Genomic DNA, 13,695 nt, shown 5'->3' on the forward strand with positions numbered 1-13,695 from the left:
AGCAGTTGCTCTATAGCAACCGCGCGGCCGAATTGCGACCGGCAGACTGGCGTTTTGCACAAACCGCCCCGATCCCGGGTAGCGGCAGGAGCATGTGACGATGAGATATGTCAGCACCCGCGGCAACGCTCCCGACCTCGGGTTTTCCGACGCGGTGCTTTCCGGCCTGGCGCGCGACGGAGGCCTTTACGTGCCCGCCGAATGGCCGGTGCTATCTGCCGATGAAATCCGTTCGCTGCGCGGGCTCTCTTATGCCGACATCGCCATCAGGCTGCTGACGCCCTATCTCGGCGGCGAGATCGACGCAGGAACCTTCGAGAAGATCGTGAGGGAAGCCTACGCGACGTTCCGCCACGAAGCCGTCTGCCCACTGGTCCAGACCCGCAGCGACACCTTTGTGCTCGAACTGTTCCACGGCCCGACGCTGGCGTTCAAGGACGTGGCGATGCAACTTCTGGCGCGGCTGATGGACCATATCCTCGCCGAGCGTGGCGAACGCGCCACGGTCATGGCCGCCACCTCCGGCGACACAGGCGGCGCGGCGATCGAAGCCTTCGCCGGCCGCGACCGCACCGACCTGTTCGTACTGTTCCCGCATGGTCGCGTCTCGCCGGTGCAGCAGCGGCAGATGACAACGTCCAGGGCAGAGAATGTCCATGCCCTGTCGATCGAAGGCAATTTCGACGACTGCCAGGGGCTGGTGAAGGACATGTTCAACGACCACCGGTTCCGCGACGGCGTATCGCTGTCGGGGGTCAACTCGATCAACTGGGCGCGAATCATGGCCCAGATCGTCTATTATTTCACCTCGGCGCTGTCGCTCGGCGCCCCGGACCGCCCTGTCTCCTTCACGGTGCCGACGGGGAATTTCGGCGACATCTTCGCCGGCTACGTCGCCAAGAAGATGGGCCTGCCGATCGACCGGCTGGTGGTCGCCACCAACGACAACGACATTCTGGCGCGGACCCTGTCGTCGGGCGAATACCGGATGCGCGGCGTGGTCGCCACCACCTCGCCGTCGATGGACATCCAGGTGTCGTCGAATTTCGAGCGGCTGCTCTACGAAGCCTCCGGCCGCGACAGTGCGGACGTCGTGCGCAGCATGAACGGGCTGAAGCAGTCGGGCGGTTTTTCCATCGGCGCCGGCGCGCTTGCCGCGATCCGCGCGGATTTCGACGCCGGGCGGTCTTCGATGGAGGAGACGGCGCGGACCATCGCCGGGACGTTGAAGACAGCCGGCTACCTTCTCGACCCGCACACGGCGACAGCGGTCCACGTAGCGTCGAAGCACCAGACCGGCAGCCCGATGATCGTACTCGGTACCGCGCATCCGGCGAAGTTCCCGGACGCGGTCAAGGCGGCGTCCGGCGTGCTGCCCGCCTTGCCCGATTGGCTGTCGGGATTGATGGAAGCGGAGGAAAAGTACACGGTACTTCCCTCCGACCTGAAAATGGTGGAAGATCATGTTAGCCGTCATGCACGGGCGGCGCGTCAGGGAGTCTGATCTACATGGATGTTGAGGTAAGCCGTCTGTCGAACGGCCTGACAGTCGCGACCGAAACTCTTCCAAGCATCGAAACCACCGCTTTAGGCATATGGGTCAAGTCCGGCGCGCGCAACGAGCGCGCCGAGGAACACGGCATGGCCCACCTTCTGGAGCACATGGCGTTCAAGGGCACTGGCGGCCGCAGCGCGTTCCAGATCGCTTCCGAGATCGAGAATGTCGGCGGCGAGATCAACGCGGCGACCAGCGTCGAGACGACGTCCTTCTACGCCCGCGTGTTGGCCGACGACGTGCCGCTCGCCGTCGATATCCTCGCCGACATTCTTCAGGATTCGAGCTTCGATCCCGATGAGTTGGAGCGCGAGCAGAACGTCATCCTGCAGGAGATCGGCGCCGCCCACGACACGCCCGACGACATCGTCTTCGACCGCTTCACCGAGACCGCCTATCGCGACCAGACCATCGGCCGCTCGATCCTCGGCACGCCGGATACGGTTCAGTCCTTCACCTCGCAGCAGCTGCGCTCCTTCATGGATCGCCAGTACAATGCCGAGGACATGGTGATCGTCGCAGCCGGCGACATAAAACACGACGTGTTCGTGCGCGATGTGGAAAAGAAACTCGGCGGCTTCCGCGCCAAGTCGCAGAGCACCGTGCCGGATACCGCACACTATGTCGGCGGCGACTACCGCGAGGAACGCGACCTGATGGATGCGCAGGTGGTGCTCGGCTTCGAGGGTCGCGCCTACCATGTGCGCGATTTCTACGCCTCGCAGGTCCTGTCGATGATCCTCGGCGGCGGCATGTCGTCCCGCCTGTTTCAGGAAGTGCGCGAGAAACGCGGCCTCTGCTATTCAGTCTATGCCTTCCACTGGGGTTTTTCCGACACCGGCATCTTCGGCATCCATGCCGCCACCGGCCTGAGTGACATCGGCAAGCTGGTGCCGGTCATCATCGAGGAATTGCAGCGCGCCGGCGAGCAGATCGAGCAATCCGAACTTGACCGCGCGCGCGCGCAGTATCGCGCCGGCCTGATCATGTCGGCCGAGAGCGCCGCCAGCCGCGCCTCGCAGATCGCCCGCCAGATCCTGCTGTTCGGCCGGCCTATCGCCAAGGAAGAGCTGATGGGCCGGCTTTCGGCCTTGACAATCGAGCGGCTCACCGACCTGTCGGGCCGCATGTTCTCCACCGTGCCGACCGTAACCGGCGTCGGGCCGGTGGGAACGCTCGCCTCCTACGACCAGATCCGCGACTCGCTTGCCGGCAGCGCCCCCGTGCTGCGGAAGCTCGCGGTGTGACCTGATGCATGATCGCGCTCCCGTTCTTCCGCCGCGACCTTCCGTCGCTGAAAGGTGAACGCGTCGCGCTGAGGATGCCGGTTGCCGGCGACTATCGCGAGTGGGCGGCGCTCCGCGCGGAAAGCCGTCGTTTCCTCGAGCCCTGGGAGCCTAGATGGTCTTCCGACGAGCTGGAATGGCAGGCGTGGCGCCAGCGGCTCGCGCGCTATCGCGATGATTTCAATCAGAGCACAGGCGCGGCGTTCTTCATTTTCGAAACGGCGTCGGGCAGGCTGATGGGCGGGATCACCATCGGCAACGTTCGCTACGGCGTCGCCCAGAGCGGACAGATCGGCTACTGGATCGGCGAGCGCTACGCCGGCATGGGCTACATGCCCGAGGCACTTCGCCTCGTCGCCCGCTATGCCTTCGATACGCTCAGGTTGCACCGCATGGAAGCAGCCTGTATCCCCGACAATGCACGCTCCATCCGCGTGCTTGAAAAAGCCGGATTCCGGCGCGAGGGACTGCTCCGATCCTATTTGAGGATCAACGGCATCTGGCACGACCATTATCTCTATGCCCTGATCGCGGATGATCCCGGCATGGCCACCGCGAAGGACTGATTTTTGCGTTTTTCTCTACGAACAGGTCCCCTGACCGCGTTCATCGCCGTGCTCCTGCTCGGCCTGTTTGTGGCTTCGCCCGGCCATGCGATCGAACCCATCAAGATCGCCCGCGACGACGTGGCGCTCGACCTTTCGGGAGCGGTGCAGATCTACCGGAACCAGGGCCAGAATTTCCAGGTTTCCACGGCGCCCGGCCCGGACGGCATCGTGCGCCGCATCGAGGTCGAGGCGAACGACACACGTTCCAGCGGCGACTGGGGCGTGTTCGCGCTGGCCAACACCACAGACCAGCAGATCGACCGGCTGATCGTCGCCCCGCATTTCAGATTGGTGAACTCCGGCCTGTTCTGGCCCGACCTCGGATCGAGCCGCATCGCCGCGATCACCCCCAGCGAGGGTTTTGCGCTCGACCGGCAGGTGAGCCAGGACGCCGACGTGTTCCAGGTGACGCTGGACCCCGGCGCCGTCGTCACCTTCATAGCGGAACTCTCGTCGCCGCGCCTGCCGCAGGTCTATCTGTGGGCGCCGGAGGCCTACAAGGATTCCGTCAATTCCTATACGCTCTACCGCGGCATCGTCATCGGCATCGCCGGGCTGCTGGCGCTGTTCCTGACCATCCTGTTCGTCGTCAAGGGAACGTCGATGTTCCCGGCGACGGCGGCGCTGTCCTGGGCGGTGCTCGCCTATATCTGCGTCGATTTCGGCTTCGTGAACGAGGTCATCGACATCGCGCCGGGAAACCAGCAGATCTGGCGGGCCGGCACGGAGGTGGCGCTGGCGGCGACCTTCGTGGTGTTCCTGTTCGCCTATCTCAACCTCAACCGCTGGCACGGGCATTTCAGCTACGGCGCGCTGCTGTGGATCGCCGGCCTGCTCCTGATCGCCGGGGTCGCCGTGGTCGATCCGGCGGTGGCGGCGGGCATCGCGCGGGTCTCATTCGCCGCCACCGCCGTCGTCGGCCTCGGCCTGATCATCATGCTCGGCTTCCGCGGCTATGACCGGGCAATCATGCTGGTGCCGAGCTGGGTGATGGTGCTTGCCTGGCTGACGGCGTCATGGATGGCGATCACCGGCGTCCTCAACAACGACATCGTGCAGCCGGCGCTCGGCGGCGGCCTCATCCTCATCATCCTGCTGATCGGCTTCACCGTCATCCAGCACGCCTTCGCGGGCGGCGCGCTGCACCAGGGACTGTTCAGCGACCTCGAGCGCCAGGCGCTGGCGGTGGTGGGCTCGGGCGACACGGTGTGGGACTGGGACGTGCTGCGCGACCGCGTGACCACCCGCCCGGATGTCAGCGCCCAGCTCGGCCTGCCGCCGAACAGCCTCGGCGGGCCGGCGCGCAACTGGCTGCCAATATTGCACGCCGACGACCGCGACAGTTTCCGCACCACGCTGGATGTCGTGCTGGAGCATCGGCGCGGGCGCGTCATCCAGAATTTTCGGCTGCGCGGCGCGGATGGGCACTACCACTGGTTCTCGCTCAGGGCGCGCCCGGTCGTCGGCTCGGACGGCGAGGTGATCCGCTGCGTCGGCACGCTGGTCGACGTGACGGAGCAGAAGAAGTCGGAAGAAAGGCTGCTGCACGACGCGGTGCACGACAACCTTACCGGCCTGCCCAACCGCGAGCTGTTCCTGACGCGCCTCGATGCGATCATCTCGGTGGCCAAGACCGAGGAAACGGTGCGGCCGACGGTGCTGGTCATCGATATCGACCGCTTCAAGCAGGTCAATGACGGACTGGGGATTTCGGCCGGCGACACCATCCTGCTCACCATCGCGCGACGCCTGCACCGACTACTGAAGCCGTCCGACGCGCTCTCGCGTTTCTCCGGCGACCAGTTCGCCTTCATGCTGCTCTCCGAGCAGGATCCGGCGCGCATCGCCGCCTTCGCCGACGCGATCAAGCAGGCGATCCGCGCGCCGGTGAATTTCGCCAAGCGCGAGATCGTGCTGACCGCCTCGATCGGCCTCGTCAGCTGGACGGCGGCGCAAGGCGCGGCCCCCGACATGGTCAAGGACGCGGAACTGGCCATGCAGCAGGCAAAACGCTTCGGCGGCGACCGGATCGAGCCATTCCGGCCAGCGTTCCGGTCCGTCGGCACCGACCGCGTGCAACTGGAATCCGACCTGCAACGCGCCGTCGAGCGAAAGGAACTGACCCTTGTCTACCAGCCGATCGTGCGGCTGGAGGACCGGTCGGTCGCCGGCTTCGAGGCATTGCTTCGCTGGGAGCACCCGCGCCGCGGCGCCATTCCGCCGTCCGACTTCATCCCCGTGGCGGAAAGTAGCGGGCTCATCGTCCAGCTCGGGCTTTTCGCCATGCAGAGGGCGGCCGAGGATCTGGCCGTCTGGCAGAAGCAGATCGGCGACAGCCCGCTATCGGTGTCCGTCAACCTGTCGAGCCGGCAGTTGCTGCGGCGCGACCTCGTCAGCGACGTGCGATCGGTGGTGGCGCGCGCCAACATCAAGCCGATCTGCTTCCGCCTCGAACTCACCGAGTCGCTGGTGATGGACAATCCGGAGCAGAGCGCGCATGTGCTGAACAAGCTGAAGAAACTCGGCATCGGCCTGTCGATCGACGATTTCGGCACGGGATACTCGTCGCTGTCCTACCTGACGCGCTTCCCGTTCGATACGATCAAGATCGACAAGAGTTTCCTCGATGATCCTTCGCCGAAGCGGGCCGTTCTGCTGAAATCCATGGTCAACATGGCGCATGAGCTCGGTATGTCGGTGGTTGCCGAAGGCATATCGGACGAGCGCGATGCGCTGGAACTGAGGCAGATGGGCTGCGAATACGTGCAGAGCTACATGTTCGGCGCGCCTATCCAGTCCGACGCCGTGCTGAAGCTGCTGAAGGATCAGTATCCCGCCGTTCAGGCGTGACCGGCGACCGGGCTCAAATGCGCGAGGTCAATGCCGAGCGAGGCGATGACGCGGTCGTATTTGCGGTCCATGTCGGCGTCGAAGAGCAAATCCGGGAGCGCCGGACAGGTGAGCCAGCCATTCTCCTGGATCTCGCGTTCGAGCTGCCCGGCGCCCCAGCCGGAATAGCCGAGCGCCATCAGCGCCTTGCTAGGCCCCCTGCCCTTGGAGATGGCGCGCAATATGTCGATGGTGGCCGTCAGGCAGATATCGGTCGACACCGGCAGCGAGGATTCGACCTTGTAGTCGCCGCTGTGCAGCACGAAGCCGCGGCTGCGGTCGACGGGACCGCCATTGCGGACCACGAAATTGCGGGCGGAATCGGGAAGGCGGATCACTTCCTTCTCGTCCATGATGCCGAGCTGGACGAGAAGATCCGGGAAAAGCATCTGCTGCGCCTGGTTGATGATCAGGCCCATGGCACCCTCCTCGCTATGGGCGCAGATGTAGATGACCGAACGCACGAAACGGTCGTCCTTCATGCCTGGCATGGCAATCAGGAAGTGCCCATCGAGGAAGCCCCGCTTGGTGGCCGAGGCTTTGTGCTTCAGAAGGTCCATACTGCAAGCTAACGTTTTTTTCGTCCGCTTGAAAGACGGCTTTGTGCGACGCGGCATCGAAGACAGGCATACTCTCACGCAAAAATGACCGGCACCAGGGAACACCACGTTGCAAAAGCCATCCAGCATCGGCAAATCACGCCGATGACACTTTGGCGGACGCTTCTTGCTTCGGCGACGATCGTCGCCGGCTTTTCGGGAACGGCCTCGGCGTCGTCCAGCCCGTGGATCAGCGTGGAAGGCGCCCGCATCCGCCTAGTGACCAGCGGCGCGGCCGATCCCGACGGCGTCCTGCGCGGGGCGCTCGAAATCAATCTCGTGCCGGGCTGGAAGACCTATTGGCGCGATCCCGGCGACGCCGGCGTTCCGCCGACAATCGATGCTGCGGCGAGCACCAACGTGAAGAGCGCCGAATTCGATTTCCCCGCGCCGCAGCGCCACGACGAGGGCGATTTTTCCTGGGCGGGCTACGACCGGCCGGTCAGCCTGCCGGTCAGCTTCAAGCTGGACGACCCTTCGAAACCTGTTTCGATCAGGGCAAGCATCTTCCTCGGCGTCTGCGAGACGATCTGCGTGCCGGTGAAGGCCGACATCGCGATCGATCCCGCCGCCGACCCCGACAATCCCGACGACGCGGCGGCAGTTTCGGCTGCATCGGCCAGCCTCCCGGTGCCGGCGACGGCGGATTTCGGCCTTCGGACCATCGGGTTCGAAGAGGACAGGCTGGTGGTCGAGGCAATCCTGCCCGACGGCGGGGAGGACGCCGATGTCTTCTTCGCCGGGGAAGACGGGTATTCCTTCGCGGAGCCGGCAAGGTCGCTGAAGGACGGGCGGACCTATTTCACAGTGGCGGCGACCAGGCCTGACACGCATCCGTCATCCGGCGGGCTGCATTATACGCTGGTGACGAAAGCGGGCGCGGTAAGCGGTATCCTGCCCTACTTCTGACGGCCGGCCGCCACGGCCGATTGCGGAACGGCTGGATAGCGGGTAATCCGACGCGAACTTCCTGAAACCAACTCCCGAGGAAACCATGACGATATCCGTTGGCGACAAGCTGCCCGAGGCAAGCTTCAAGGTTTTGACCGCGGACGGCGCGAAGTCGTTGACGACGGCGGACGTGTTCTCCGGCAAGAAGGTCGTGCTGTTCGCCGTCCCCGGCGCCTTCACGCCGACCTGCAGCAACAACCATTTGCCGGGCTACCTGGAAAACCACGACGCCATCCTGGCGCGCGGCGTCGACACGATCGCCGTGCTCGCGGTCAACGATCTGCACGTCATGGCCGCCTGGGCGCGCTTCACCGGCGCCGAAGGCAAGATCCTGTTCCTGGCGGACGGCAATGGCGACTTCGTCAAGTCGATCGGCCTCGACCTGGATCTGAGCGCCGGCGGTCTCGGCCTGCGCTCCAAGCGGTTTTCGATGATCGTCAATGACGGCAAGGTCGAGACGCTCAACATTGAGGACGCACCCGGCCAGGCCGTCGCGTCCGGCGCCGCCAAGCTGCTCGAACAGCTTTGAGATTATTCTATCGGCCTCAGTAACTCTGGCTTGAGCGCCGCGGCTTTCGCGGCGCGGGCCTTGCCGGGACGGCCTCACCCGTGGCGACAGCGGCCGGACGCGGCTTGGCAGGCGCTGCCACGGAGGACACCGTCTGCGAAGGCCGGAACGGCGCCCCCTTGAACGGCGCCATGCCCATCCGGGCGAGTTCGTCGGCCCGTTCGTTCTCCGGGTGGCCGGCATGGCCCTTCACCCAATGCCACGTCACCTTGTGGCGCTTGTTGGCCTCGTCCAGCCCCTGCCAGAGTTCGCCGTTCTTGACCGGCTTCTTGTCAGCCGTCTTCCAGCCGTTTTTCTTCCAGCCGTGAATCCATTTCGAGATTCCGTCCATGACGTATTTGCTGTCGGTGTAGAGGTTCACCGCGCACGGCTCCTTGAGCGCGTTCAGGCCCTCGATCGCCGCCATCAGTTCCATGCGGTTGTTGGTGGTCAGCGCCTCGCCGCCCGACAGTTCCTTCACGGTTTCGTTGAAGCGCAGAATCGCACCCCAGCCGCCCGGCCCGGGATTGCCCGAACAAGCGCCGTCGGTAAAAACATCGATCTGCTTCATAACCCGTACTCCGACGCCGAGCGGACCTGCCGGTGGAAACGCAGCCGGCGGATGAATTCGTGGGGATCGCGCTTCTGCACCAGCGCACCGTCGGGGATGGTCAGCCAGTCGTAAAGGCGCGTCAGCATGAAACGCAAAGCCGAGCCCTGCGCCAGCAGCGGCAGCGCGTCGATCTCGGCGGCTTCCAGCGGTCGCACGCTCCGATAGCCGGCCAGCAGCGCCGTGCTCTTGGTGAGATTGTAGGAATGGTCCTTCTCGAAGCACCATGCGTTGAGGCAGGTGGCGAGATCGTAGGCGAAAAAATCGTTGCAGGCGAAATAGAAGTCGATCAGGCCCGACAGTTTCTGGCCAAGGAAGAAGACGTTGTCGGGAAAGAGATCGGCGTGGATGACGCCCGACGGCAGGTTCTTCGGCCAATTGCGGTCCAGTTCAGCAAAGTCCCTGTCCACCTCCGCCACGAGGCCCGGCTCGACCTCGTCGGCGCGGTCGCGGGCGCCAGCCCAGAGTTTTCGCCAGCCGTCTATCTGCAAGGCGTTCGGCCTTGTCAGCGGGAAATCCGCACCGGCGACATGCAGCGCCGCCAAAGCCTTGCCGACCTCGCGGCATTGGGCGACGGTCGGGCGGCGCATCCACATGCCTTCGAGGAAGGTGATCAGCGCCGCCGCGCGCCCGGCAACCTCGCCGATGACGGCGCCGTCCCTGCGGTGCACCGGCAACGGGCAGACGATGCCCTTCTTCGCCAGATGATCCATCAGGCCGAGGAAGAACGGCAGGTCGTCGCGCTCCACCCGCTTCTCGTAGAGCGTCAGGATATACGGACCGGTGGAGGTGTGGAGCAGATAGTTGGAATTCTCCGAACCCTCGGCGATCCCCTTGTAGGAGAGGAGTTCACCGACCTCATAGTTCTTGAGGAAGGCGCCCAGTTCTCCTTCCGAAACGTCGGTGTAGACGGCCATCAATTGTTACCATTCACGAAGGCCATGTCGGCCGCTGTCAGTTCCACGTCGCGGAGCGCCCGCATCACCGGAAAGTTCTCGAGTTCCGTCGCCGTGATGGCGAGATCGACCGTCACGTCGAAGCGTGCCCGAAAAGCGTCGATGATCTCGTCGACGATGATCTCCGGCGCCGATGCGCCCGCCGACAGGCCGAGCGTCGCGATGCCGCCGATCCCATCCCACGGAATCTCGGAAGCCCGCTGCACCAGCAGCGACATCTTTGCGCCGGCGCGCTCGGCGACTTCGACCAGGCGCCTGGAATTCGACGAGTTTGGCGCACCGACGACGAGGAAAAGGTCGGAGCCAGGGGCTGCCTCCTTCACCGCTTCCTGGCGGTTGGTGGTGGCGTAGCAGATCGATTCGGCAGCGGCCGCGTGAAGCTCGGGAAAGCGCTGCCGAAGAGCACGGATCAGCCCGGCGGTATCCTCGACCGACAACGTCGTCTGGGTGACGAAACCCAGCGCCGACGGATCGGCGGGCTCCAAGGCGGCTACATCGGCCTCGGTCTCGATCAGCGTGACGGCGCCGGGCGGCAGCTGGCCCATCGTGCCGATCACCTCCGGATGCCCACCATGGCCGATCAGCAGCACATGGCGGCCGAGGCGCTGGTGGCGCATCGCCTGCTTGTGGACTTTCGACACCAGCGGGCAGGTCGCGTCGAGATAGAAGAGATTGCGCTCCACGGCATCCGCCGGGACCGATTTCGGCACGCCGTGGGCGGAGAACACGACCGGCGCATCGCGATGCTCGGCCGGGATCTCGTGAAGCTCCTCGATGAACACAGCACCGAGCTGCTGGAGCCCTTCGACGACGTAGCGATTGTGCACGATCTCGTGGCGGACATAGACCGGCGCGCCGTATTTCTTCAGCGCCAGCACGACGATCTGGATGGCGCGATCCACGCCCGCGCAAAAACCGCGCGGCTGGCAGAGCCGGATCGTCAGGGGGGGCTTGATGGCGGGTGCGAGCATGGTTGTTTTCCGGCGCCGACTTGAAGGGTCGACCCCTGCCCTGTCAAGGCGTGGCTGTGTCGCGCGGCTTGCGCCGGCCGTAGAGCCACAGGAAGACGACGCCGACCAGCGCCGCGGCCAGTCCGTACCAGGTCAGCGCATATTGCAGATGGTTGTTGGGCAGGTCGACGATGGTCACGCCGCCGATCGGCAGGCCGCCGGGATTTGGCGTTGCATCGGCGTCGATGAAGAATGGCAGCACCACCGCCCGGCGCGGCAGCCCGGCGGTCGCGGCCATGACGTCGAGGTCCTTCCAGTAGAATATGTTCTTGGCCAGGTCGTTGTCGGGCACCAGATAGGACGGCTTGACGTCCAGCCGGTTGCGGGACAGGCCCTTGACGGTCACCTCGCCTTCCACCGCCGAGGCCGGACGACTGGCAGGCTCCTTCAGTTCGTAGGGCACGAAGCCGCGATTGACGAAGACGAAGCGCCCGTAGGGCAGCCGCAACGGCGTGTAGATATAAAAGCCGGAGCGTCCCTCATAGGTCGCGAAGAAGTGCCGTTCGGCGCCGTTGACGAAAGTGCCGCTGACTTCAACGGGCCAGTAGTCGACATCGCCGCCTCTCCGGTACTGCGCTTCGATCGCGTCGACTGAGGACGGCGGCGCGGAAATCCGCTGCTGGATGGTGGCGATCAGGCCGTCCTTCCATTGCAATCTCTGCAACTGCCAGCTGCCGAGCGCCACCAGCGCGGCAAAGGCGATCAGCGCCAATACCATCAGCAGCCAAGGGACTGGTCTGTCGGCACGCTTTGCGTTTACGGCCATGCTCACTCCGGCCGGTCGAGCCGGCCTTCCGCCGCCTTGTTGCGGTATTGCAGCGTGATCAGCACGCCCTTGATCAGGCGAAGCGCCGTGAGACATAGGGCGATGGTCAGCGGAATCCACAGGAGGAAATGCAGCCATAGCGGAGGATTGAGCGTCACCTCCATCCACAGCGCCAGGCCGACGACGACGAAGCCGATGATGAGGATGACGAACACCGCTGGCCCGTCGCCGGCGTCCGCGAAGGAATAGTCGAGCCGGCAGACGCCGCAGCGCGGCGCGACCGTCAGGAAGCCGGAGAACAGCCGCCCCTCGCCGCAACGCGGGCAGCGCCCCTTCAGGCCCGCGCCGAAGGGGTCGACCGGCGGCCAGTGTACCTTGTCTTCATTGTTCATGGCGGTCTCAGGGATTGATCTCGATTGGTGTTCCGTCCTGAACCATATCCCAGATTTCCGCCATGTCGCGATCCGTCACACCAATGCAGCCGTCCGTCCAGTCGACCCACTGCAGCGCCCACGACCACCAGCCCCAGCCATTGGGCTGGCCATGAATCATGATGTCGCCGCCAGGGTCGACACCGCGGGCTGCGGCGGCGGCACGGTCAGCCTGGTTCGGATAGGAGATGTGGATGGATCGGAAGGCGATGCTGTCGGGGTTGCGCCAGTCGAGCAGGTAGCGGCCTTCCGGCGTGCGCTCGTCGCCCTGCTGCTGCTTGTGGCCGACCGGATTTGCGCCGAGCGCGAAATAGTAGGTACGGACGGTCCTGTCGCCGGCGATGAGTTCAAGCGTGCGTTCGGACTTGTCGGCGCGGACCAGGGTGACTTTTTCGGCGGCGGCAACGGCAGAATTCGAGGCGAGAAAAGCCGCGATCAGCAGACATGCCATGGCCGTCGGTACGGGGAGGAGTCGGTGTAAATCGAACAGAGCACGGCACCCGGCGGGAAAGTGCCAACGCTGCATGCGGATTGCGCCGAAAAAGCGAAAGGCGGCCGCAGCCGCCTTTGCAGAGATCGAGGAGATTTCGTGACCTCAATGGCCGTGCGCGATCGTCGCTCCCGACGAGGCCCAGACATAGATGCTGGCGAACAGGAACAGCCAGACCACGTCGACGAAATGCCAGTACCATGCGGCCGCCTCGAAGCCGAAATGCTGCTTCGGCGTGAAGTCGCCCTTCATGGCCCGGATCAGGCAGACCAGCAGGAAGATGGTGCCGATGATCACGTGGAAGCCGTGGAAGCCGGTCGCCATGAAGAAGGTGGCGCCGTAGATCGAGTCATGGAAGGTGAACGGCGCGTGGATGTACTCGTAGGCTTGGACGAAGGAGAACAGCACGCCGAGCGCGACCGTCAGCGCGAGGCCGTTGATCAGGCCCTTGCGGTCGCCGTGGATCAGCGCGTGGTGAGCCCAGGTCACCGTCGTGCCCGACAGCAGCAGGATGATGGTGTTGTAGAGCGGCAGGTGGAAGGGATCGAGAACCTCGATGCCCTTCGGCGGCCAGACGCCGCCGGTGAACTCGGCACGGGCATATTGATGCACCTCGTTGGGGAACAGGCTGGCGTCGAAGAAGGCCCAGAACCAGGCGACGAAGAACATCACCTCGGAGGCGATGAACATGATCATGCCGTAGCGCAGGTGCAGCGACACGACGCGGGTGTGATGCCCTTCATGGGCTTCCCTGATCGTGTCCGACCACCACGCATACATGGTGTAGAGCACCACCAGCAGCCCGATCGCGAAGATGAAGTAGCGGGCGCTGGACAGTTCGAGCCCGAAGAGGTGCAGACTCCCGCCCTTCATGAACTGCATCCAGGCAACGCCGCCGATCGCCATCAGCAATGCGCCGACCGAACCGATGAACGGCCACGGGCTGGGGTCGATGATGTGGTAGTCGTGATTCGGTTTCGCGTGCGCGTCTGCCATG

Annotated in this window: 14 protein-coding genes; 6 read left to right on the forward strand and 8 right to left on the reverse strand. The window is 64.6% G+C overall.

Annotation, left to right across the window (positions count from 1 at the left end; translation table 11 throughout):
* The first annotated feature begins 100 nt into the window (after window positions 1-100).
* The 4 genes from thrC to ACSBOB_RS24375 are packed head-to-tail and all read left to right on the forward strand — an operon-like array spanning window position 101 to window position 6,299.
* A complete protein-coding gene (gene thrC, locus ACSBOB_RS24360; protein ID WP_442578638.1) occupies window positions 101-1,504 on the forward strand; it encodes a threonine synthase in 1,404 nt (467 codons plus the stop codon).
* A gap of 5 nt (window positions 1,505-1,509) precedes the next feature.
* Window positions 1,510-2,802 (forward strand): M16 family metallopeptidase, encoded by a 1,293-nt coding sequence (locus tag ACSBOB_RS24365; RefSeq protein ID WP_442578639.1) that lies wholly within the window; start codon window positions 1,510-1,512, stop codon window positions 2,800-2,802.
* Between the two features lie 8 nt (window positions 2,803-2,810).
* Entirely contained in the window at window positions 2,811-3,407 is a 597-nt protein-coding gene (locus ACSBOB_RS24370; RefSeq protein ID WP_442578640.1) for a GNAT family N-acetyltransferase, read from the forward strand.
* Window positions 3,408-3,410: 3 nt separating this feature from the next.
* The gene (locus ACSBOB_RS24375; RefSeq protein WP_442578641.1) at window positions 3,411-6,299 is read left to right on the forward strand and encodes an EAL domain-containing protein; all 2,889 of its coding nucleotides are present in this window, start codon (window positions 3,411-3,413) and stop codon (window positions 6,297-6,299) included.
* Here the strand turns inward: ACSBOB_RS24375 and ACSBOB_RS24380 are convergent.
* Window positions 6,290-6,898 carry a YqgE/AlgH family protein gene (locus tag ACSBOB_RS24380; RefSeq protein WP_442578642.1) on the reverse strand — a complete coding sequence of 203 codons (609 nt, stop codon included), beginning with the start codon at window positions 6,896-6,898 and terminating at the stop codon, window positions 6,290-6,292. The genes ACSBOB_RS24375 and ACSBOB_RS24380 overlap by 10 nt on opposite strands.
* 144 nt (window positions 6,899-7,042) lie before the next feature.
* Here ACSBOB_RS24380 and ACSBOB_RS24385 point away from each other — a divergent pair, with 144 nt between their 5' ends.
* Window positions 7,043-7,846, forward strand: a complete 804-nt coding sequence (locus tag ACSBOB_RS24385; RefSeq protein ID WP_442578643.1) for a protein-disulfide reductase DsbD domain-containing protein — start codon at window positions 7,043-7,045, stop codon at window positions 7,844-7,846.
* 85 nt (window positions 7,847-7,931) lie between these two features.
* The gene (locus tag ACSBOB_RS24390) at window positions 7,932-8,417 is read left to right on the forward strand and encodes a peroxiredoxin (protein ID WP_442578644.1); all 486 of its coding nucleotides are present in this window, start codon (window positions 7,932-7,934) and stop codon (window positions 8,415-8,417) included.
* A gap of 16 nt (window positions 8,418-8,433) precedes the next feature.
* Here the strand turns inward: ACSBOB_RS24390 and rnhA are convergent, their stop codons facing one another.
* From rnhA to ACSBOB_RS24425, 7 genes are all read right to left on the reverse strand, one after another.
* The gene (rnhA, locus tag ACSBOB_RS24395; protein WP_442578645.1) at window positions 8,434-9,006 is read right to left on the reverse strand and encodes a ribonuclease HI; all 573 of its coding nucleotides are present in this window, start codon (window positions 9,004-9,006) and stop codon (window positions 8,434-8,436) included.
* Entirely contained in the window at window positions 9,003-9,962 is a 960-nt protein-coding gene (locus ACSBOB_RS24400) for a homoserine kinase (protein WP_442578646.1), read from the reverse strand. The genes rnhA and ACSBOB_RS24400 overlap by 4 nt, the downstream gene beginning before the upstream one ends.
* Window positions 9,962-10,972, reverse strand: coding sequence for a 4-hydroxy-3-methylbut-2-enyl diphosphate reductase (gene ispH, locus ACSBOB_RS24405; protein WP_442578647.1), 1,011 nt, complete (start codon window positions 10,970-10,972; stop codon window positions 9,962-9,964). Before ispH ends, ACSBOB_RS24400 begins: the two co-directional genes overlap by 1 nt.
* 43 nt (window positions 10,973-11,015) lie before the next feature.
* Window positions 11,016-11,777: an SURF1 family protein gene (locus ACSBOB_RS24410; RefSeq protein WP_442578648.1), complete on the reverse strand. Its 762-nt coding sequence runs from the start codon at window positions 11,775-11,777 to the stop codon at window positions 11,016-11,018.
* 2 nt (window positions 11,778-11,779) lie between these two features.
* Entirely contained in the window at window positions 11,780-12,169 is a 390-nt protein-coding gene (locus tag ACSBOB_RS24415) for a DUF983 domain-containing protein (protein WP_442578649.1), read from the reverse strand.
* Window positions 12,170-12,176: 7 nt separating this feature from the next.
* Entirely contained in the window at window positions 12,177-12,659 is a 483-nt protein-coding gene (locus ACSBOB_RS24420; RefSeq protein WP_442578650.1) for a L,D-transpeptidase family protein, read from the reverse strand.
* Window positions 12,660-12,803: 144 nt separating this feature from the next.
* Window positions 12,804-13,694, reverse strand: coding sequence for a cytochrome c oxidase subunit 3 (locus tag ACSBOB_RS24425; RefSeq protein WP_442578651.1), 891 nt, complete (start codon window positions 13,692-13,694; stop codon window positions 12,804-12,806).
* Window position 13,695: the final 1 nt, after the last annotated feature.

This window comes from Mesorhizobium sp. KACC 23794 (assembly GCF_052180275.1).
Classification (GTDB): domain Bacteria; phylum Pseudomonadota; class Alphaproteobacteria; order Rhizobiales; family Rhizobiaceae; genus Kumtagia.